This window comes from Ensifer sp. YR511 (assembly GCF_900103045.1).
GTDB lineage: Bacteria > Pseudomonadota > Alphaproteobacteria > Rhizobiales > Rhizobiaceae > Ensifer > Ensifer adhaerens.
On sequence record NZ_FNGR01000001.1, the window covers coordinates 454,090 to 472,349 of the forward strand.

The 18,260-nt window shown below is 63.3% G+C and carries 18 protein-coding genes; 5 read left to right on the forward strand and 13 right to left on the reverse strand.

The genetic code is table 11. The annotated features are described in order from the left end of the window. Window positions 1-37 precede the first annotated feature (37 nt). The 3 genes from ftsZ to BLU15_RS02250 all read right to left on the reverse strand — a co-directional run bounded on the left by ftsZ (window position 38) and on the right by BLU15_RS02250 (window position 3,112). Window positions 38-1,078 (reverse strand): cell division protein FtsZ, encoded by a 1,041-nt coding sequence (ftsZ, locus tag BLU15_RS02240; protein WP_034793296.1) that lies wholly within the window; start codon window positions 1,076-1,078, stop codon window positions 38-40. Window positions 1,079-1,538: 460 nt separating this feature from the next. Next, a complete protein-coding gene (locus tag BLU15_RS02245; protein ID WP_034793282.1) occupies window positions 1,539-2,147 on the reverse strand; it encodes a glutathione S-transferase family protein in 609 nt (202 codons plus the stop codon). A 167-nt stretch (window positions 2,148-2,314) separates the two neighbouring features. After that, window positions 2,315-3,112 carry an aminoglycoside phosphotransferase family protein gene (locus BLU15_RS02250; protein ID WP_090294127.1) on the reverse strand — a complete coding sequence of 266 codons (798 nt, stop codon included), beginning with the start codon at window positions 3,110-3,112 and terminating at the stop codon, window positions 2,315-2,317. 151 nt (window positions 3,113-3,263) lie between these two features. Between BLU15_RS02250 and BLU15_RS02255 the strand changes: the two genes are divergently transcribed. Then, window positions 3,264-3,560, forward strand: coding sequence for a hypothetical protein (locus BLU15_RS02255; protein WP_090294439.1), 297 nt, complete (start codon window positions 3,264-3,266; stop codon window positions 3,558-3,560). Window positions 3,561-3,572: 12 nt separating this feature from the next. Here the strand turns inward: BLU15_RS02255 and BLU15_RS02260 are convergent, their stop codons facing one another. The 4 genes from BLU15_RS02260 to BLU15_RS02275 all read right to left on the reverse strand — a co-directional run bounded on the left by BLU15_RS02260 (window position 3,573) and on the right by BLU15_RS02275 (window position 8,446). Beyond that, window positions 3,573-4,613 carry an ABC transporter ATP-binding protein gene (locus BLU15_RS02260; RefSeq protein ID WP_090294129.1) on the reverse strand — a complete coding sequence of 347 codons (1,041 nt, stop codon included), beginning with the start codon at window positions 4,611-4,613 and terminating at the stop codon, window positions 3,573-3,575. Then, window positions 4,601-6,307, reverse strand: coding sequence for an ABC transporter permease (locus BLU15_RS02265; protein WP_090294441.1), 1,707 nt, complete (start codon window positions 6,305-6,307; stop codon window positions 4,601-4,603). Before BLU15_RS02265 ends, BLU15_RS02260 begins: the two co-directional genes overlap by 13 nt. A gap of 74 nt (window positions 6,308-6,381) precedes the next feature. Further along, window positions 6,382-7,362 carry an ABC transporter substrate-binding protein gene (locus BLU15_RS02270; RefSeq protein WP_090294130.1) on the reverse strand — a complete coding sequence of 327 codons (981 nt, stop codon included), beginning with the start codon at window positions 7,360-7,362 and terminating at the stop codon, window positions 6,382-6,384. 157 nt (window positions 7,363-7,519) lie between these two features. Beyond that, a complete protein-coding gene (locus BLU15_RS02275; protein ID WP_090294132.1) occupies window positions 7,520-8,446 on the reverse strand; it encodes a peptidoglycan-binding domain-containing protein in 927 nt (308 codons plus the stop codon). 233 nt (window positions 8,447-8,679) lie between these two features. On the opposite strand from BLU15_RS02275, the gene BLU15_RS02280 reads away from it, so the two are divergent. Then, entirely contained in the window at window positions 8,680-9,150 is a 471-nt protein-coding gene (locus tag BLU15_RS02280; protein ID WP_034793267.1) for a carboxymuconolactone decarboxylase family protein, read from the forward strand. After that, window positions 9,150-10,007, forward strand: coding sequence for a sigma-70 family RNA polymerase sigma factor (locus BLU15_RS02285; protein WP_060603541.1), 858 nt, complete (start codon window positions 9,150-9,152; stop codon window positions 10,005-10,007). The genes BLU15_RS02280 and BLU15_RS02285 overlap by 1 nt, the downstream gene beginning before the upstream one ends. Window positions 10,008-10,034: 27 nt before the next feature. Here the strand turns inward: BLU15_RS02285 and BLU15_RS02290 are convergent, their stop codons facing one another. Further along, window positions 10,035-10,442, reverse strand: coding sequence for a RidA family protein (locus tag BLU15_RS02290; RefSeq protein WP_090294133.1), 408 nt, complete (start codon window positions 10,440-10,442; stop codon window positions 10,035-10,037). A 170-nt stretch (window positions 10,443-10,612) separates the two neighbouring features. On the opposite strand from BLU15_RS02290, the gene BLU15_RS02295 reads away from it, so the two are divergent. Then, complete coding sequence (locus BLU15_RS02295) at window positions 10,613-11,209, forward strand: TetR/AcrR family transcriptional regulator (protein WP_176960261.1); 597 nt, start codon at window positions 10,613-10,615, stop codon at window positions 11,207-11,209. A gap of 38 nt (window positions 11,210-11,247) precedes the next feature. Here BLU15_RS02295 and BLU15_RS02300 read toward each other — a convergent pair whose 3' ends face one another. The 5 genes from BLU15_RS02300 to BLU15_RS02320 form a co-directional block, all read right to left on the reverse strand. After that, on the reverse strand, window positions 11,248-13,152 hold the full coding sequence (locus tag BLU15_RS02300) for an adenylate/guanylate cyclase domain-containing protein (RefSeq protein ID WP_089043572.1): 1,905 nt from the start codon (window positions 13,150-13,152) through the stop codon (window positions 11,248-11,250). Window positions 13,153-13,298: 146 nt separating this feature from the next. Beyond that, window positions 13,299-13,904 carry a deaminase gene (locus BLU15_RS02305; RefSeq protein ID WP_034793244.1) on the reverse strand — a complete coding sequence of 202 codons (606 nt, stop codon included), beginning with the start codon at window positions 13,902-13,904 and terminating at the stop codon, window positions 13,299-13,301. A 191-nt stretch (window positions 13,905-14,095) separates the two neighbouring features. Further along, entirely contained in the window at window positions 14,096-15,595 is a 1,500-nt protein-coding gene (locus BLU15_RS02310) for a nucleobase:cation symporter-2 family protein (RefSeq protein WP_370689558.1), read from the reverse strand. 387 nt (window positions 15,596-15,982) lie between these two features. Beyond that, a complete protein-coding gene (locus BLU15_RS02315) occupies window positions 15,983-16,321 on the reverse strand; it encodes a hypothetical protein (RefSeq protein ID WP_060516099.1) in 339 nt (112 codons plus the stop codon). Window positions 16,322-16,480: 159 nt separating this feature from the next. After that, window positions 16,481-17,119 carry a glutathione S-transferase family protein gene (locus BLU15_RS02320; protein ID WP_060516098.1) on the reverse strand — a complete coding sequence of 213 codons (639 nt, stop codon included), beginning with the start codon at window positions 17,117-17,119 and terminating at the stop codon, window positions 16,481-16,483. Window positions 17,120-17,385: 266 nt separating this feature from the next. Between BLU15_RS02320 and BLU15_RS02325 the strand changes: the two genes are divergently transcribed. After that, window positions 17,386-18,237, forward strand: a complete 852-nt coding sequence (locus BLU15_RS02325) for a hypothetical protein (RefSeq protein WP_060539187.1) — start codon at window positions 17,386-17,388, stop codon at window positions 18,235-18,237. Window positions 18,238-18,260 lie beyond the last annotated feature (23 nt).

Genomic DNA, 18,260 nt, shown 5'->3' on the forward strand with positions numbered 1-18,260 from the left:
TCGGGAGGGTCCTTGAAGCAGGCGATGGATGCGTATGCTATTGCAGCGTGCGGGTCGGTGCAGGTTCTGCCGCCGGCTGGCCGACGGCGGCACCGGCCGGGTTGGCGGATGAGCGCGCGCCGTCGAGGCCGGTCGCAACGACGGACACGCGGAAGGTACCGTCGAGCGTACGGTCGAAGATCGAACCGACGACGATGTCGGCTTCGTCATAGACCTCTTCGCGGATGCGGGTCGCGGCTTCGTCCACCTCGAACAGCGTCATGTCCATGCCGCCGGAGATCGAGATCAGCACGCCGCGGGCGCCGCGCATCGACACTTCGTCGAGCAGCGGGTTGGCGATCGCAGCTTCGGCCGCCTTCAGCGCGCGGCCCTCGCCGGTCGCCTCGCCGGTGCCCATCATCGCCCGGCCCATGCCCTTCATGACAGATTTCACGTCGGCGAAGTCGAGGTTGATCAGGCCTTCCTTGACGATCAGGTCGGTGATGCAGCCAACGCCCGAATAGAGCACCCGGTCGGCGATCACGAAGGCATCGGCAAAGGTGGTCTTGGCGTCAGCGATGCGGAAGAGGTTCTGGTTGGGGATGACAATGACGGTATCGGCCGCCTCGCGCAGCCGCTCGATGCCCTGCTCGGCCGTTTCCATGCGGCGCTTGCCTTCGAAGCTGAAGGGCTTGGTGACGACGCCGACCGTAAGGATGCCGGCCTTGCGTGCCGCCGCCGCAATTACTGGGGCCGCGCCCGTGCCGGTACCGCCGCCCATGCCGGCGGTGACGAAGCACATATGCGTGCCGCCGAGGTGATCCATGATCTCGTCGATCGATTCTTCCGCCGCCGCCCGGCCGACATCCGGCAGGGAGCCCGCGCCGAGGCCTTCGGTCACGGCGGCGCCGAGCTGGATGATGCGCGACGACTTCGACATGGCGAGCGCCTGCGCGTCGGTGTTGGCGACCACGAAATCGACGCCCTGAAGCCCTTCGTTGATCATGTTGTTGATGGCGTTGCCGCCACCGCCGCCGACCCCGATCACGGTGATCTTCGGGCGCATTTCGGTGATCGTGGGCTTCTTGAAATCGGTCATGGCTTGTCTCCTAGAGCCAGCGCCTTGCAGGCGCCCGGCAGCGGCGAATCGGGCAGCTTGTATTTTAGGAATTGAAAAAAGCCATGGAGAAGGCAAGCAAAAAGGGCGACGCGCCTATCCACATATGAATTTTAGCGGGGGCGCAGAGGCGAGAATCCGGCCGTTGGGTTTCGTCGGCAGAATGGAGAAATCTACAAAATAATCAATGCTATAGCGCATGCCATCCCCTCACCCTGACCCTCTCCCCGCCTGCGGGGAGAGGGAACGCGGATGACGGCTGGCCCCCACGTCGAGACCTGCCGACGCTCAACGCGGCTGCCACATTGGCCGAAGGAACGAGCGGGCGCCACGTCCCACCTTCTCCCCGCGACAACGGGGAGAAGGTGGCCGGCAGGCCGCATGAGGGGCCGATCTCGCCACCCTAAGACTGCGCGAAACCGCCCCTGCCACAGGCTGTCCCTTAGGCCTCAAAACTCGGCCGCGAACGTACCCGCTCCAGCCAGCGCTGGACGTTTTTTGCGGAAGCCGGGATTTCCATGCCGAAGACCTCGCAGAGCCAGGCGGTGACCCCTGCGGTGATGTCGGCGATCGAGAATTCGTCGCCTGCCAGGAACGGCCTTCCATCCGAGAGCTCATCGTCGAGCCAGCCCCATTTCTGCGGCACCGCCGCCCGCTCGGTCTCGGCAAAGGCCGGAAACTGCGTCAGCCGCTCGGCAAAGAACGCGTCCGAATGCAGCGCCACATTGCCGACGGTGCCGAGGATCACCAGTTCGGCGCGCCGGTTCCACATCTCCACCTTGGCGCGGCTGACGGCGTCATGGCCGAAGAGCTGCGGCTCGCGCGTGGTCTCCTCGAGATAGCGGCAGATCGCGACGCTCTCGGTGATAACAGTGCCGTCGTCGAGTTCCAGCACCGGGATCTGACCGAGCGAATTGACCGCGAGAAACTCCGGCGCCTTGTGCTCGCCCTTGGCGAAATCGACATCCACCATCGGCAGCGAGATCCCCTTCTCCGCCATGAAGATGCGCACGCGATACGAATTCGGTCCCATGCCCTGATAAAGCTTCATCTTATCCTCCTGTCGATGAGGCGACCGCCCCGTTCCTCCTCAACCGCATAAAAGCGGAACACCGGTTGTTTATAACAACCAGTTTCATTTAACTCAATGGTTTATTTCGGTAGGCAAGAATTCTTTTTCGCGAGCGCTATCGGCTTGCCCTGCCGCTTCGCCGGTCGTCAGACAAGGTTTCGGGACAATAGTGTCCTATAGCGCTCGAAGGCGTCCCGCTCTCGCCGCCAGTGATCGAGATGCCCGTCCCGTTTCAGCCGCTCGGTCGCGGCCGCGCCGATCATTGCCAGCATCGCCGCCTCGTCGCCCATATGCCCGAGCACATCGGCGACCATCCCAAGCAACGCATCGTCCGAGGCAAGACCGTAGGTCGCGCACAGCCGTTTCAGCCGCCGGCTGCCATCATCGAGATCCGCCAGCGCCGCGGCCTTCAAGTCATCGGAATGGAAGGAAAGCGGCACGGTCCAATAGGCGAGATAGGCAAGGTCTCGCAGCCGCGGCCCGGGACCGGCGAGATCGAAGTCGATGATCCCCACCGGTTCGCCGGCCCGAAAAACGAGATTGTACGGCGCAAAATCATTGTGGCAAATGACCTCCCATCGACGCCGATCCGGATATCTAAAGGCCCAGCGATCCGCCGCGCCGAAGCCGAATTCGGCCGTCGCGTCATGATAGGCGCGAAGCAGCCGCCCTGCGGCAATCAGCGCATCCTCGCAAAGCCAGATGTCGGAAGAGACACCGGCATCGCCTTCAATAAAGCTCAGCATCTCTCGCCCCTGGCCGTCGAGGCCCAGGAACCGAGGCGATCCCGCAAAGCCCTTTGCCTCGAGACGGAGGAGCAGCCGGTGAACGGTCGCGCTCTCAGGGCGCGTGGCGCGGCGCACCGTATCGCCCACGCGCACGACGCCGGCATTGACGTTCCCGCCCGCAAGCGGCGTTTCCTGTATCGGCGTTTCGGATGTCATCGGACCGTTCGAGAGGCTGGAGGCGAAGCTGGCCGAGGATCGTCTTCGGATCACCCCCTGTCAACGAACCGTTCCCATCGACGGCCCGGCCGATCGCTGTCCTTGAATCTGCCGGGCGATCATGCTTGCCTCTTCCAAACAGGAGCTTGCCATGTTCGCCCGATCCGCCGTCGCCTGCCTCGTCCTCGTCCTTGCCACTGGTCAGGCCAATGCCGCCCTTGCGCCGAATTTTCAGCGTGCCCGCGAACTGAACGCGGTCATCAACGCGGTCGCCGTCGCCGTTCCCAAACACCCGATCGACAAGGTCATCAGCCAGGGCCGCGACCGTTATGCCGTCGTCGCCGGCAAATGCACGGTGATCGCAAGGATCGTCGGTCTGTCGGCAAAGCCTGGCGTTGTCGGCCCGCGCCAGTTCGAGGTCGAACTCGACAAACCCGATTGCGACTGACGCCAACCCGGCCTAGAGCCGCCACCCCTGGCTCATCACGAAGCGCGCCGTGTCTCCCGGCATGATCGCCCTGTCGCCATAGGCCTTCAATGACTGACCGTCCGGCAAAGCCAAGGTCAGGGCAAAACGCTCGCCTTCGAACACGCAGGAGACGACGCGGAGCGCCATGCCCTCGCCGTCGTGGCGCACATGTTCCGGGCGCACGAGGACGTCGCGCACGGCGCCATCGCCTGCGCCTTCCATGCCGACGCCGGCAAGCGCTGACCGCAGCGTTGGCCAATCCGTCGCCCGCGGCATGCCCTCCGGCACGGCGAGCTTGAGCACCGAGCCACGGCCGATCAGGCCGCCGACGACGGCGCCTTCGGGTCTTGCGTAGATCTCGGCCGGCTGCGCCATCTGCATCAGCCGCCCCTCGTGCATGACGGCGACATCGGTTGCGAGCGCCATGGCTTCCGCCTGGTCGTGCGTCACATAGATCATCGTCGCGCCCGAGCGCTCGTGGAAGATGCGGAAGGTCTCCTCCATCGACTTGCGTAAGTGCTGGTCGAGATTGGCGAGCGGCTCGTCGAGCAGCACGACATCCGGTGAGGTCACCAGGCAGCGGGCGAGCGCCACGCGCTGGCGCTGGCCGCCGGAAAGGGCTGCCGGCCGGCGGTCGGCATAGTCGGTGAGCTTTACCAACGCCAGAGCATCGGCGACGCTCCTTTGCCACGCCGAGCCTGAAATGCCGCGGACCTTCAGCGGATAGCCGACATTTTCGGCCACCGTCATATGCGGCCAGAGCGCATAGGACTGGAACACCATCGCCATGTTGCGTCGCTCCGGCGGCAGCGCCCGTGCAGCATCCGAAAGCCGTCTTTCGCCAAAATCGATCGATCCATCGCTGGGCTGCTCGAAGCCGGCGATCATGCGCAGCACCGTCGTCTTGCCGCAGCCGGAAGGCCCGAGCAGCGCCAGGAAGCCGCCTTCCCGCACGGTCAGCGACACATCGGAAACCGCCGGCCGGCCGCCGCCGAAATGCTTGGTGACGTGATTGAGGATCAGTTGCGCCACGGCAGCACGCCTTCCGGGAGATAGTTTGCGAGAGCCTCGAGCGCGGCCATCAGCATGACGACCATGACGACCACGAGCACGGAAAGGGCTGCGGCCAGGTCCGACGAGCCGCTGTCGTCGAGATTGAAGATGGCGACACCGAGTGTCTGGGTGCCGGCCGACCAGAGCAGCGCCGAGACCGTCAGCTCATTGGCGGCAATCAGGAAGACGAGGATGATCGCCGCACCCGCGGCCGGCGCTACCAAGGGCAGGATCACGTCGGACATCCGCCTGAAGAAGCCAGCACCGGCGAGACGCGCCGCCTCTTCCAGCGATGGGTCCATCTGCAGGAAAGCACTCATCACCGGCTTGAGGCTGACGGCGAGGAACGAGGAGAAGTAGGCAACCAGGATGATCCAGATGGTGCCATAGAGCGAGACCTTGAGGATCGGCAGAGGTGCGGCAAAGGTAAGGATGAAGGCGACGGCCAACACGATGCCCGGCAGCGCATAGGGGATCTCGATGAGGATGCCGAGCGTATTGGCAAGCCACCCCTTGCGCCGCGTCATGAGATAGGCCGCGGGCACCGAGACGGCGAGCAGGCCGAATGCGGCCGTTGCTGCAAGGAACATCGAATTGCCAAGCGCCTTCAGCGTCATCGACTGGCGGAAGAGAATTTCTTCGTAAGCGCGCAGCGACACCGTCTGAAGGTTGAGCGGCACGCCATAGGCCGGCACCAGCGAGCTCGCGACAAGAGCGGCGAGCGGTGCGACCAGCACGAGAAGCAGGATCGCCACGAGGACCAGCTCGACGACCGGGCGGAAGCGGCCGAGCGAAAAGGCGGCATTCGACCCGGAAAGGCCGATGATGCGGTAATCCCTGCCGACAAGCGCCTTCTGCTGCAGGATCAGCCCGGCAGCCGCGATCATGGCGATGAGGCTGGAGAGCAGCGCGATCTCGCCGAAGGTGCCGGCGCCGAAGCTGGCGAGCCGCGTATAGATCAGGGTCGGCAGCACCTCGATGCCCGCGGGAATGCCGAGGATCGCCGGAATGCCAAAATTGCCGACGCCGGAGACGAAGGCGATCGCCGCACCGGCAATCAGTCCCGGCAGCGACAGCGGCGCGACGATGTCGCGAAAGACACGGAATGGCGTGGCCCCGGCAAGCCGTGCCGCCTCCACCCCGTCGCGCGGCGTGGCGGAAAGCCCGGCTTTCAGCGCCAGGAAAACCAGCGGCGCATGCTGGACGCCGAGAAGCAGCGAAATGCCTGCCAGCGAATAGAGCGGCTGCGGGCTGCCGAGCGGCGGCGCAATCCCGAGCGTCTTTAACAGCGGGCTCGCCGGCCCGGTCATCTCCACCCAGGCAAGCGCCGTCACCTGCGGCGGGATCATCATCGGCAGCATGAAGGCAAAGCTGAGCGCAAGCTTGCCGCGCACATCCGTCAGCGCCACCGAGAAGGCGAAGAGCGCGCCGATGACAACGGAGACGACCATGCCGCCGGTCGCGGTTATCAGCGTGTTGCGGATGGCGGCAAAGGTTGCAGGTTCCGTGAGCACGCCAATCGACCGGCCCGAAATAAGCCCGGCAAAGCCGGCCTTCGCCAGGCTGAAGAGCGGCAGCAGGCAGAGGAGAAACAGGCAGCCGAGAACGAAGGGCACCAGCCAGCGCGGCTCGGCGGCGGGGCTCGCCCCTGCCCGCACCTTGGGCGCGCCCATCGTCCGGCCGTGAAAGGAAAGGCGCAGCCAGCGGGGCCGGCTGCGCGCATCGTTGCGTTCAAGCATTCCCGGGATCAGTTCGTACCGAAGATGCCGGAGAAGGTTTTGAGATCCGCGGCGGAGTTCTTCACGGCCTCGGCCGCATTGACCGGCAGCACCTTGATCGTCTCGCGGGCCGGATAGCCCGCAGGCAGCGCCACGCCGTTGCGGGCCGGGATATAGCCCATCTTCACCGCCGTCTTTTGGCCTTCCTCGGACAGCAGGAAGTCGACGAACTTCTTCGCCGCCTCGAGGTTCTTGGCGGTCTTCAGGATGCCGACGGGCTCGGTCACGGCAGACACGCCCTCGGCCGGGAAGACGAATTCCACCGGCGCGCCCTTGGCCTTCTCGCGGATCGCCATGAAATCGACGAGCATGCCATAGGCCTTCTCGCCGGTCGCAACCGCCTTCAAGACGCCGCCATTGCCGCCGGCAGCCGTAGCACCGTTTGCGGCGAGTGCCTTGTAATAGTCCCAGCCGAGGCCATCGATGCCGGTCAGGGTCTGAGCGTGAATGAGAGCCGCACCCGAGGTCAGCGGGCTCGGCATGGTGACGAGGCCCTTGGCCTCCGGCTTGCTGAGATCCTGCCAGCCTTCAGGCTTCATGGCGGCGGAGGTGTTATAGACGATGCCGGTCGTGATCATCTTGGTGGAGTAATAGGCGCCATCCGCATCATAGAGTGCCGCGTCGTAGTTTGCCGCTTCCGGCGACTTGTAGTCGGCGAGATGGCCTGCTTCCTTCAGCCGCTGCATGGTCACGGTGTCGGCGATGAGCAGCACGTCGGCCACCGGATTGCCGGCCTCGATCTCTGCCATCAACTTGGCCATGATCTTGGTCGTGCCCTCGCGCACCCATTCCACCTCGATGCCGGGATTGGCGGCCTGGAACGCGTCGACCGTCGCCTGCGCATCCTCGTTCGGCTGGCTGGTATAGAGCACCAGGCTCTCGGCATTGGCCGCGGTCGAAAGCAGGCCTGCGACAACAGCGCCGGCAAGGACGGAGACAAACGATTTCATGGATACACCCTCGTGTTGAAACTGGCGCCGAGGGATAGGGCCACCCTTTTACAGGGGTATGACAAAACCGGGGGACGCGCGATCTGTGGGTCCCGATGCAGGTCGCGCAAATGTGTGCAACGGTTTTGCGGCGACGACGTGCTTCACGCGATGAGCTTTAGCGCGCGCCCGTCGACATCTGGCTGCGGTGGAGCACATAGGCATTGGCCAGTGTGTACAGGAAATCGCGGTCACTGTAGTGCGCATAGTGGTCCAGCCTGTAGACGCGCGCGAAATTTCGGGCAGCGACCTCGAACTCCGGTCCGAGCGCATTGTCGACATCGCCAAAATAGTAGCCGATGGCCTTCAGGTATTTCTGAATGAGGCGAAGGTCGCCCTCCGCCGACTGGATGGTCAGCTTGTTGAATTCGTTGGTGGTGAAGATCGACAGGTCGTCATTGGTGTTGCGGTGCTCGAAGGTCATGACATAGCCGAGGTTCTCCGCAGCGATGAAGGCGTGCATCGTCTTCAGGATGACGTTGTACTCGACCGGCCGGCCGTTCAAGGGAGCCATGCCACGGTTGAAGAGCAGCATCATCGAGGCGATCCTCGACGTCATGGAAAAGGGACTGCTCGGCGAATAGCCGAGCACCTCGAAGACGCAGCCAGCGGCCTGATAGTCCTCGGCCGGATCGAGCACCCGGCGCAGATACTCGTTGTCCACACCGATAATCCGGTTGTCCTTGCCATAGTGAAGCCGGCCCTTGATGGGAGCGCCCTCTTGGGTCGCGGCCTGGCCCGCCTCGACGGCCAGCTCGCGAATGGCCATGCCGAGTCGGCCCATCAGCATTGTCGCGATTACCGCCTCCACAGCGGCCTTTTCCATGCCGTTTCGGGGAATGACCGCACTGCCGTGGCCAACATAGGCATCGAGCGCGCCGAAGCTTGCTGCGAATTCTCCCTGGAGCTGGCCATACCAGTTAGGCAAAAGCGCCTTCAGCGCAAAGCTTCGCCTCTCCAGCTTCCGCCACAGCGCCGCAAAGTCGTTAATGCTGATCTCGAAGACATACGGAATATCGAGTGCGGCATTGAATTCGTCTGCCATTGAGTAACTCCCGAAGCACTCGGCACCACCACCTGCAATAAAGGATCCCCCAGGCTACACTCACATATCGGCCGAATGCGGCATAGTCATCCAAACGGGTTAGTGCGGCGCGGCATGCGCCGGCTCCGCACAAAACAATCCACACTGGAGTTTTCAAAAAAAATTCGCGGCCATGTCACACCGGCCGTCGCTCGCTCGTCATGGTATCGGAACCAACGAAAGGAAACGGAACCATGACTGCCAAGATCGACCTTTTCGCCGCTGCCCCGCAACTGATGAAGAGCTGGACCAGTGTCTCGATGGCCGTTGCCGCGAGCCTTGACGCCACTATTATCGAACTCGTGAAAATCCGCGCCTCGCAGATCAACGGCTGCGCCAACTGCATCAACATGCACACCCAGGAAGCCCGCGAAAAGGGCGAGACGGAACAGCGCATCTACCTGCTTTCCGCCTGGCGCGAAGCGCCCTGCTATTCCGATCGCGAGCGCGCCGCGCTAGGCTGGACAGAATCGCTGACGCGGCTTTCGGAAGGCCACGGCCATGAAGCGGCCTATCAGGCGCTGAAGGACCATTTCACCGAGGAGGAACAGGTGAAGCTCACGCTGATGATCAACGTCATCAACGGCTGGAACCGTCTGGCCGTCGGCTTCGGCCTCTGGGTCGATCCGGCAGCCGCCAAGGCCGCCGCCCAGGCTGCCGCCTGATGGTGGACAGCGCCCATGAGGACGCAGCGGCGGTTTTCGACCCGCTGCGTCCGAAGCTCGTCCGCGTCGCCTACCGCATGCTCGGCTCGGTCGCCGATGCGGAGGACATGGTGCAGGAGGCCTTCATCCGCTGGATGGGGGCCGACCGCACATCCGTGCGCGAGCCGGAGGCGTTTCTGCGCCGCACCGTCACGCGGCTCTGCCTCGACCAATTGAAATCCGCGCGGCTGAAGCGCGAGACCTATGTCGGCCCCTGGCTTCCCGATCCAGTCGTCGAGGAGGAGCCGGAGGACGACGTCACCCTGCCCCTGATGCTGGCACTCGAACGGCTCTCGCCGCTGGAGCGCGCCGCCTTCCTGCTGCACGACGTCTTCGGCCAGAGCTTCGATGAGGTAGCGGCAACGATCGAGCGCGACGCCGCCGCTTGCCGCCAGCTTGCGGCCCGGGCCCGCACCCATGTGCGCGAGGAACGCCCCCGCTTCCAGATCGAGCAGCAGCGCGGCCTGGAACTCGCCAACGCCTTCTTTGCCGCCTCCCGCCACGGCGATATGAAAACGCTCGGCTCCATGCTCGCAGCCGATGTCAGCGTACATTCCGACGGCGGCGGCAAGCGCCCGGCCGCCCTGCAGCCGATCCTCGGCTTCGACGCCGTGATGAAGGTGCACGCGCAACTGGCCGCCCTCTTTGCCAAGCACGGCTCGACGCTCGTGCGCGCCGGCTTCATCAACGGCCTGCCCGGCTTTGTCACCCGGGAGGCCGATGGCGAACTGCAGACGACTGCGCTAGAGATCGAGAACGGCAAGGTCGTGGCGATCTACGTCGTGCGCAACCCGGACAAGCTGGTGCATTTGCACTAGAACCCGGGTCGCCACGTTCCCAATGACCTACGCGGCCAGTTGGCCGGCCGGAATCCGCGCGATCACCTTGATCTCGAAATCGAAACCGGCGAGCCAGTTGACGCCGATGGCGGTCCAGTTGGGATAGGGCTTTTCGCTGAAGATCCGGTTCTTGACGGCCATGATCGTCTCGAACTGGTGTTCGGGATCGGTGTGGAAGGTCGTCACATCGACGATGTCGTCGAAGCTGCAGCCGGCTGCCGCGAGCGTCGCTTCGAGATTGTCGAAGGCGCGTTCGACCTGGCGTTCGAAATCCGGCTCCGGGGTGCCATCCTCACGGCTCCCCACCTGCCCCGAGGCGAACAGCAGGTCCTGCGACCGGATGGCCGCGGAGTAGCCGTGCGCCTCGTAGAGCGCATGACGATTTGCCGGAAAGATTGCGTTGCGTTTGGTCATCGGTCTGATCCTTCTCGTAAATTGAGGGCGCGCAAACGGGCGCGCGCTGCCGTTTCAGGCAGAACTTCACAAAACCCGCTTCATTTGATATACGGAACGTATCTGAAATAGCGAAATACGACGCGCATGTCAAATCCATATACGCGCCGTATCTGAATTTGAGGTCAATGATGGCCAGAAGCCGCCAGGAAACGATGGAGGAAAACCGCGCGAAGCTGATTTCGGCCGGCCGAAAGGCCTTTGCCGAAAAGGGCTATGCGGCGGCCTCGATGGATGAGTTGACCGCCGATGTCGGGCTGACGCGCGGCGCGCTCTACCACAATTTCGGCGACAAGCGCGGGCTCCTGGCCGCGGTCGTAACCCAGATCGACGGCGAGATGGCCGCCCGCGCCAAGCAGATCGGCGCAGATGCGGCAGCCGGTGACCACTGGCAGGCGATGCTTGCCGAAGGAGCGGCCTATATCGAGATGGCGCTCGATCCCGAAGTCCAGCGCATCGTTCTGCTCGATGGCCCGGCCGTGCTCGGCGACCCCTCGAAATGGCCGAGCCAGAACAGTTGCCTGCTGGCGACGAAGCGGTCGGTGGAAGAACTGCTGGACAAGGGCGTTCTGAACCCGGTCGATCCGGAAGCGGCCGCGCGGCTCTTGAGCGGTGCCGCCCTCAACGCTGCCCTCTGGGTCGCCGCCAGCGACGAGCCGAAAGCGGTCTTGCCGAAGGCGATCGAGGCCTTCCGCGCCATGGCCACCGGCCTGCTGGCGGAGCGCTGATCCGCCCCGTTGGGCGGTGGTCGTCGCGGCGGCAAGGACTAACGGGCGTTCGCGCTCACCAGCTCCCAGAGGTCGATGCCTCCCGAGCGCCCCTTCACGTGCACCATCCCCATCGCGCGGAAGTCGAAGAGGTCGGCAACCGCAGACTGCACCGCCCCGCTCACCAGGATCGACGTGTTGAACTCCTTGTTCAGCCCTTCGAGCCGCGAGGCGACGTTGATCGTGTCGCCCATGGCCGTGTATTGCTGCCGCGCGATCGCGCCGAAGCTGCCGACGACCGCCGGCCCCGTATGCACGCCAAAGCGCGTGAACAGCTCCGGCCGGCCGCCTTTGCGGTTGGTCTCGTTCAGGCGATCGACCGCCGCCTTCATCGCCAGCGCGCAATGACAGCCATTCTCGACGTGCTGCGGATCGGCAACCGGCGCGTTCCAGATGACGAAGATGCTGTCGCCGAGATACTGGATCACGGTCCCGTGGTACTGCTCGGCCACCGTGTTCAGCATCTCGAAATAGGCCGAGAGGATATCGACGACTTCTTCCGGCGAATGCTGTTCGGAGATGGTGGTGAAGTCGCGCACGTCGGTGAAAAGCGCCGTCACCTCCTGCCGCCTGCCCCGGACCGCCGCCCCACCTTCGGGGTCGATGATCCGGCGTACCACCTCGCGCGGAACATAGAGCGCAAACTGGACGATAGCGCGCCGGCTGGCGGAAAGCGCGCCGCCAAGCGTATTGATCTCGGTGATCCAGGAATGCGGGGCGTCCGTGCCGGCAAAGTTCAGGTCACCGATCCGCCGCGCCTCGTCGGCGAGGTGATAGAGCTTGCGGCTGATCACGCGTGACAACATGAGCGAGCCGACCACGCCGGCCACCAGCACGGCTGCGGCAATCATGAGGTTGCGCACCAGGAGCCGGTTTGCCTGCACCACCAGATCCTGCAGCGGCACGACGATCGCGACCGAGCTGCCCTTGAAGAGGCCGGATACGCTGACGGGTGCCATCTGGACCAGATAGCGCTCGCCGGCAAAATCGGCTTCGGCAAGACCACCGCCCGCATAGGCGGGATCCTTGCGCAGCCCGGCGACGACGTCGAGGCTGGGATCCAGGCTGCGCATGCCGGCGCCGCCACCACCCGACCAGGCGCCGAGGATTGTGCTCATGACCGCGGGATCGGAATGGGCGACGAGGTTGTTGTCGCTGCCGATGACATAGGACCGGGCCCGCGGTGAGATCTCGCGCGCATCGAGAAGGCGGCTGATGGTCTGAAGGTGGATGTTGGTGCCGACCACGATCCCCTCCTTGCCCTTCAGCGGAACGGCGAGCGCCAGCGTCGGAACCTTCAGCGTTCCCGTGACATAGGGCCCGACGGAAACCGGACCGCCGGCTCGCAACGCCGTCTGATACCAGGGGCTCTGCCGCGGGTCGAAATTGGTGCGCTCGAACGGACGCTCCCCGATCGTCTGCGCCGCAGCGTCGAGGAACCGAAGGGTCGAGACGGTGCCCGCGTCCTTGGCATGCGCAAGCAACCGAACGGCAAAGGCGGTGCCTGCCGGTGCCGCCAGACTTTGGCGAACATAGTCCCGCCCCGTGTTGATCACCTGCAGGTAGGATCCATCAGGATAGCCGGCATAGACGCTCGTCGCGTTGGAAACGCTTCTGAGCACCTCCAGGAAGAACTGCTCCTTCGGCTGCAGGTCGCCCGGCGGCGCGACGGCCAGCTGCGGCACGGTGGACGCAAGCGCGACCGCCTCGTGGCCGCCCTCGAGCGCATTCCTGTAGCCCTCGATCAGCCTCAGGCTCATCTCGCGCATGTGCTTTTCGCCGGCAAGGATCGCCGCCTGCCGCCCCTGGCTGAACGCCATCCAGATGATCGGCGTCGCCGTTAAGATGAGCAGCGCCACGACGAGCACGCTGAGATGCACCCTGAGAGGCCTGGACCAGTTCACGCAATTCCCCCGAAACGCGACTGTATGGAGGCGACCCTAGCACCTGCCCTGGCGAGGAGGAATGCATATTCTTTCAAAGAAATAGGCCATTTCAATCTCTGATGAGAGAATGAAACGGCCCGGTACAGGTGACGGCTTTTCGAGCGTCAGTTCAGCGGAATGGCGTTGCCGTCCTTGCTGTCCTGATAGACGGAGGAGAGATCGTCGTATTTCGCCCGGATCGCCTCGGCGCGGGCCTTGAGTTCCTGGCGTTGCGGCTCGGGCAGAGCGTCGATCAGCGCGTGGATCGACTGGCCCTTCCAGAAGGCATTGGTGCGGTTGTAGCCGCCCGGCTCCAGCGTGAAGACCTCCTTCAGGATCTTCAGGTCATGCGGAATGGAGAAACTGTCGCGGGAATCCTCGTGGCTGAAGAAGTAGAAGAAATTATCGAAACCCGCCCAGGTGATCGCCGAAAGGCACATCGAGCACGGCTCATGCGTCGAGAGGAAGATGAGGTCGCGGCTGTCCGGCCGCTTCTCGCCCTCGATCTCGTAGAACCGCTTCAGCGTGTGCACTTCGCCGTGCCAGAGCGGGTTTTCCGTCTCGTTGTTGGTTTCGACAAGCACGGTCGAAAGATCGGATTTGCGCATCAGCGCCGCGCCGAAGATCTTGTTGCCGGCGGCAACGCCCGCTTCCGTGGCCGGAATGATGCCCTTCTCCATCGTGTGAAGGAGCGCATCGAGCAGCGCGTAATTGTCGGTCTCACGTGTCATTCCCAATGTCCTTTTGTTGGGTTTTTCAATCAACGCCAGGAAAAACAGGAAGCGGTTTCCTGCCCGGAATGGCGGGTTTCACAAGCAACTCCAGAAAAAGTGCGAAGCGGTTTTTCGTCCGGAGTTGCGTAATTCAAAGCAACCCCAGGGAAAGCAGTCTGGGATTGCATCATTTCAGGGAGCTTGCCGGTTCAGTGCGCCTCCGCCGCAATCAGCGGCACCTCGGTGCCCTTGGCATCGTAGAGCTTGCCGTTGAGGAAGTAGTCGCCGTCGTGCAGCCTTGCGATGTCCTGGTAGCGGATCGTGCGTTCGGTTGCAGCCACGAAGACCGACTGCTGGTCGGAATTGCCTGCGGTGAAGTGATTGAACAGGAGGTTGAGCAGGATCGCCATGACAGCCGCCGACGAGATGCCCGAATGGAAGATCGTGGCGACCCAGGCCGGGAAATGCTCGTAGAAGCCGGGCGCCGCAATCGGGATCATGCCGAAGCCGATCGAGGTCGCGACGATCACCAGGTTCATGTTGTTGTTGTACTCGACCTTGGACAGCGTGCGGATGCCGCTTGCCGCAACCGTGCCGAAGAGCACGATGCCGGCGCCACCAAGCACCGAGGTCGGCACCGAGGCGACGACGCGACCCATGATCGGCAAGAGGCCGAGCGTTACCAGGAACAGGCCGCCCGTTGCCACCACGTAACGGCTCTTCACGCCCGTCACCGCCACGAGGCCGACATTCTGGGCAAAGGCGCTCTGGGTGAAGGAGCCGACGACCGGCGCGAGAATGCTCGACAGCATGTCGGCACGAAGGCCGTCACCAAGCCGGCGCGAATCCACCTTGGTTTCGACGATCTCACCGACGGCGAGAATGTCGGCCGAGGTCTCGACCAGCGTCACCATGATGACGATCAGCATCGAGATAACAGCCGCAAGCTCGAAGGTCGGATAGCCGAAATGGAAGATCCTCGGCAATGCGAAGACCGGGCCGTTTGCAACTTGCGAGAAATCGGTCATGCCGGCGACATAGGCAATGCCGGTACCGATCACGATCGACAGCAGGATCGAAAGCCTGGAGATCGAAGCATTGCCGAGTTTGCTCAAGAGCAGCACGATGATGAGCGTGACCGCCGCAAGCTGGATGTTGGCGGTGCTGCCGAAGTCCGGCGCCGCCTTGTTGCCGCCCATCGCCCAGAATGCCGCAACCGGCATCAGCGTCAGGCCGATGGTGGTAATGACGATGCCGGTGACGAGCGGCGGGAAGAAGCGGGTGATGCGCGAAAACACCGGCGTGATCAGAAGGCCGATCAATGAGGCCGCGATGACCGCGCCAAGGATCGCCGGAATGCCGCCATTGCCGGAAATGGCGATCATCGTGGCGACACCCGAGAACGAGACGCCCTGCACCAGCGGCAGGCGGCTGCCGAAGAATGGCACGCCGATCGTCTGCAGGATGGTGGCGAGGCCACCGGCGAAAAGCGAGGCGGTGACGAGCAGGCCGACATCGCTGGAATTCAAGCCCGCCGCCTGGCCAAGGATCAGCGGAACGGCGACGATGCCGCCATACATGGTCAAGACGTGCTGCAGGCCATAGGCCAGATTGGCACCAATGCTCAGCCGTTCGTCCTCCGGATTTTGCGCCGGATTCTGGGTATGCGTAGTGTCCTCTGAAATGCTTGCCAAGGGTATCTCCTCCATACCTTCGCGATACGTCCCGTCTCCAGCGGGACAACCAAAAGGGTACTGAAGGTAGGCAAATCTCGCTTTCCTAAAAAAGGCGAAACACCTTTCGGGTTTTGGGCGGGAATGGTTGGGGCGGGAATATCTGCCGCAATCGGCCTTTTTTTGGCGGTTTCCGACGCTTTCAACCGCAAAATCCGATCGCCAGGGGCAATCTGCTCCACCGATAGGCCATTCAAAGGAGAGCAAAGATCATCGCATTGCGCAATGGTCGCGGCGCTCTCGTACCGCTTTCCCCGCCGATCGAAGGGCACAATGAAGCCGAGGCGGCCGCCGGCACCGCCCGTGTCACCGTTGCCTTCACTGCGAAAGTTCCAGCCCAGCACCAGTTGGACGCGACTGCCCCTAGAGGCTGCAGCCCGGATGCTTGTAGAGATCGGCCTGCGACAGATCCGGCGGGCATGGCGTGCTCTTGCCGCTCCCTTGGCCGCAAGCCGAGGGCTTGATCTGCGAGATCGCCGAGTAGTGTCCCTGGGAGACATGCACCCGGACGCAGGTCTTGGTGCCGGCATTCCACCAGGTATTGTTGCCGCCGACGTCGACATAGCCCCTGGACTGCATCTCGCTCTCGGCGCCAGGCGCGCGTGCGCCGACGAGATCGGCGATATCGGCCGGCGATTTGGCAAGGGTTGCTGTCGGAAGGGACATCAATGCTGCTGCTGCGATTGCGACTGTGAAACGCATCGGACGAATTCCTTCTGAGCAAGAAGAGGCTGTTCGCATGCTAGCGCGACTGTATTAGCAGAGGAGAAAATGGATGGCGAGAACAATCACGCAACCTGCGAATGCGCGGCGACAACCACCGGCCGTCGCCGCCGCTCGACGGCAGGCAAAGGCCGCCGCTCAGCCTGATATCGGAGGCAACGCGGGCGCATCAAGCCCGCGGAACGGATCGCGCCAGGCGTCGATCGCCTCGAGCTGCCCGGCCCAGCGCGCAAGTGCCGGATAGTCCGCGAGCGGCAGCCTTGCCACATCATTGTAGGGCAGGAATGTCGCCATGCGAAAATCGGCGTAGGAGACCGCCTCGCCGACCAGCCAGGCGTGACCGGAGAGTTCGGCATCGAGCAGCCGGGCCGCCTTGTGGAACGCCATCATCCCCTCCTCCACCATGGCCTCGTCACAAGTGCCGATGCCGTAGCGCAGCTTGGTGCCGCGCTCCCAATGCACCATGTCACAGGCCTTCACGAAGTTCTCCTTGCCCCAGCTGATCCAGCGGATCATCTCCGGCTCGTCGTCATCCCTTCGCCAGAGGTTGGAGCCGACCTGGCGAGAGAGAAAGCAGGCGATCGCATCCGCCTCCCACAGCGCCCGGCCGGGACGCTCCAGGATCGGCAAAAGCAGGTTGGGATTGAGCGGCCGATAGCGGTCCGCCTGCCCCGACGCCAGCGGCTCGGCATATTCGAACGCGACCTCTGCCTTCAGAAATCGGGCCGTGGCGACCGCCAGGCGCGGATTGGGGTTGCGGCTGAAATAGAGCTTCATGCGGTGGCTCTCCGTTGATGCACGTCGTGAAGACGAACCGAGGCGACGCTTGCCGACAGGCGCGAGAGAAAATCGACCGTTCCCTTCGACCGGTAGCACCACCCGCCCGCGCATCATGTCGTCCGGCTGAACGCGAGCAAAACGATATTGGATAAAATTGCCCAAACCAAATGCGCAAACGCTTGACCGTTTTCCGGTAACTCGTTGCGCAACCGGTGGGATCAAGACGGGAACAATCCACATCCTGGTTGCCGGAGATCGCCTGGATGAGCAGCCGCCGCCTGCGGCTGCGCGCGGAAGGTTGGATAGTCATGTGGCCATTCGAGAACGACGAATATCCCGAAGGGTATTTGCTGTCTACGGATCAGAGCGGGCCGAATGAACCACGGAGCGATTATGGTCGGCGGCATGGCGTTGCCGTTCTCCACTATCGCTTCGGAATAGCTTTTGCCGCCGACCGCGTCCGCCTACCAGACGGAACACGCGGCCGGGCTCGCTCCGCGGATATCGGCCGACAACATTGGCGGCGGCCGCTCAATGACCGTGAGCGCGCTTGGTCCAGCGCGGCCGTGGCAATTCCGATCGACTGGCGTTGGGGGAAGCTGATCATCACGCCAGGCGATGTGATTTTTGAGGACGATCAATCGCTGCCGGAGGTCTACTTCACCGACGACAACGAGCGCCTCGACCGCGATCTCTATCAAAGCCGGGAGATAAAAGACCTAGTGGTAACGATGGAAGGATGCAATGCGCTCTACCGTCTGCTCGTGTACGGATTTTGGCAGCGGGATCCCGACGATGAACCCTGTACATATATGCAGGATGATGCCGCAAGAACGCTTGCAACGATACGTGGTCTCGGCGAGAGACACTACGATCTGACAAATGCCGGCTGGCTAGGTTACGACGGCGGCGAAGACCATCTGATGCGCCGTCATCTCAAGCGGCTCGGCTGGCACGACGTTCGGGAGCAGCCTATTGACACCCTTTTTTCGGAAAGTCGGCCCAATGAGTCTTCCGAAACCTTGGAACTCATGCGGCGAATGGCGCTTTTCCTTGTCGCTTCTGTGGCGGCCCTTCATATCCTGCTTGCCATAGCTGCACTTGCGGGCGGATAACGCCCCCACAATGTCCCCGTCCC

Excerpts from the sequence above, each read along its gene's own strand:
- BLU15_RS02275 (WP_090294132.1), bottom strand. The coding sequence starts at position 8,446 with ATGGCAGACGAATTCAATGCCGCACTCGATATTCCGTATGTCTTCGAG.
- BLU15_RS02295 (WP_176960261.1), top strand. The coding sequence starts at position 10,613 with ATGGCCAGAAGCCGCCAGGAAACGATGGAGGAAAACCGCGCGAAGCTG.
- BLU15_RS02280 (WP_034793267.1), top strand. The coding sequence starts at position 8,680 with ATGACTGCCAAGATCGACCTTTTCGCCGCTGCCCCGCAACTGATGAAG.
- ftsZ (WP_034793296.1), bottom strand. The coding sequence starts at position 1,078 with ATGACCGATTTCAAGAAGCCCACGATCACCGAAATGCGCCCGAAGATC.
- BLU15_RS02270 (WP_090294130.1), bottom strand. The coding sequence starts at position 7,362 with ATGAAATCGTTTGTCTCCGTCCTTGCCGGCGCTGTTGTCGCAGGCCTG.
- BLU15_RS02290 (WP_090294133.1), bottom strand. The coding sequence starts at position 10,442 with ATGACCAAACGCAACGCAATCTTTCCGGCAAATCGTCATGCGCTCTAC.
- BLU15_RS02325 (WP_060539187.1), top strand. The coding sequence starts at position 17,386 with ATGAGCAGCCGCCGCCTGCGGCTGCGCGCGGAAGGTTGGATAGTCATG.
- BLU15_RS02255 (WP_090294439.1), top strand. The coding sequence starts at position 3,264 with ATGTTCGCCCGATCCGCCGTCGCCTGCCTCGTCCTCGTCCTTGCCACT.
- BLU15_RS02310 (WP_370689558.1), bottom strand. The coding sequence starts at position 15,595 with ATGGAGGAGATACCCTTGGCAAGCATTTCAGAGGACACTACGCATACC.
- BLU15_RS02305 (WP_034793244.1), bottom strand. The coding sequence starts at position 13,904 with ATGACACGTGAGACCGACAATTACGCGCTGCTCGATGCGCTCCTTCAC.
- BLU15_RS02315 (WP_060516099.1), bottom strand. The coding sequence starts at position 16,321 with ATGCGTTTCACAGTCGCAATCGCAGCAGCAGCATTGATGTCCCTTCCG.
- BLU15_RS02250 (WP_090294127.1), bottom strand. The coding sequence starts at position 3,112 with ATGACATCCGAAACGCCGATACAGGAAACGCCGCTTGCGGGCGGGAAC.
- BLU15_RS02245 (WP_034793282.1), bottom strand. The coding sequence starts at position 2,147 with ATGAAGCTTTATCAGGGCATGGGACCGAATTCGTATCGCGTGCGCATC.
- BLU15_RS02320 (WP_060516098.1), bottom strand. The coding sequence starts at position 17,119 with ATGAAGCTCTATTTCAGCCGCAACCCCAATCCGCGCCTGGCGGTCGCC.
- BLU15_RS02285 (WP_060603541.1), top strand. The coding sequence starts at position 9,150 with ATGGTGGACAGCGCCCATGAGGACGCAGCGGCGGTTTTCGACCCGCTG.
- BLU15_RS02265 (WP_090294441.1), bottom strand. The coding sequence starts at position 6,307 with ATGGGCGCGCCCAAGGTGCGGGCAGGGGCGAGCCCCGCCGCCGAGCCG.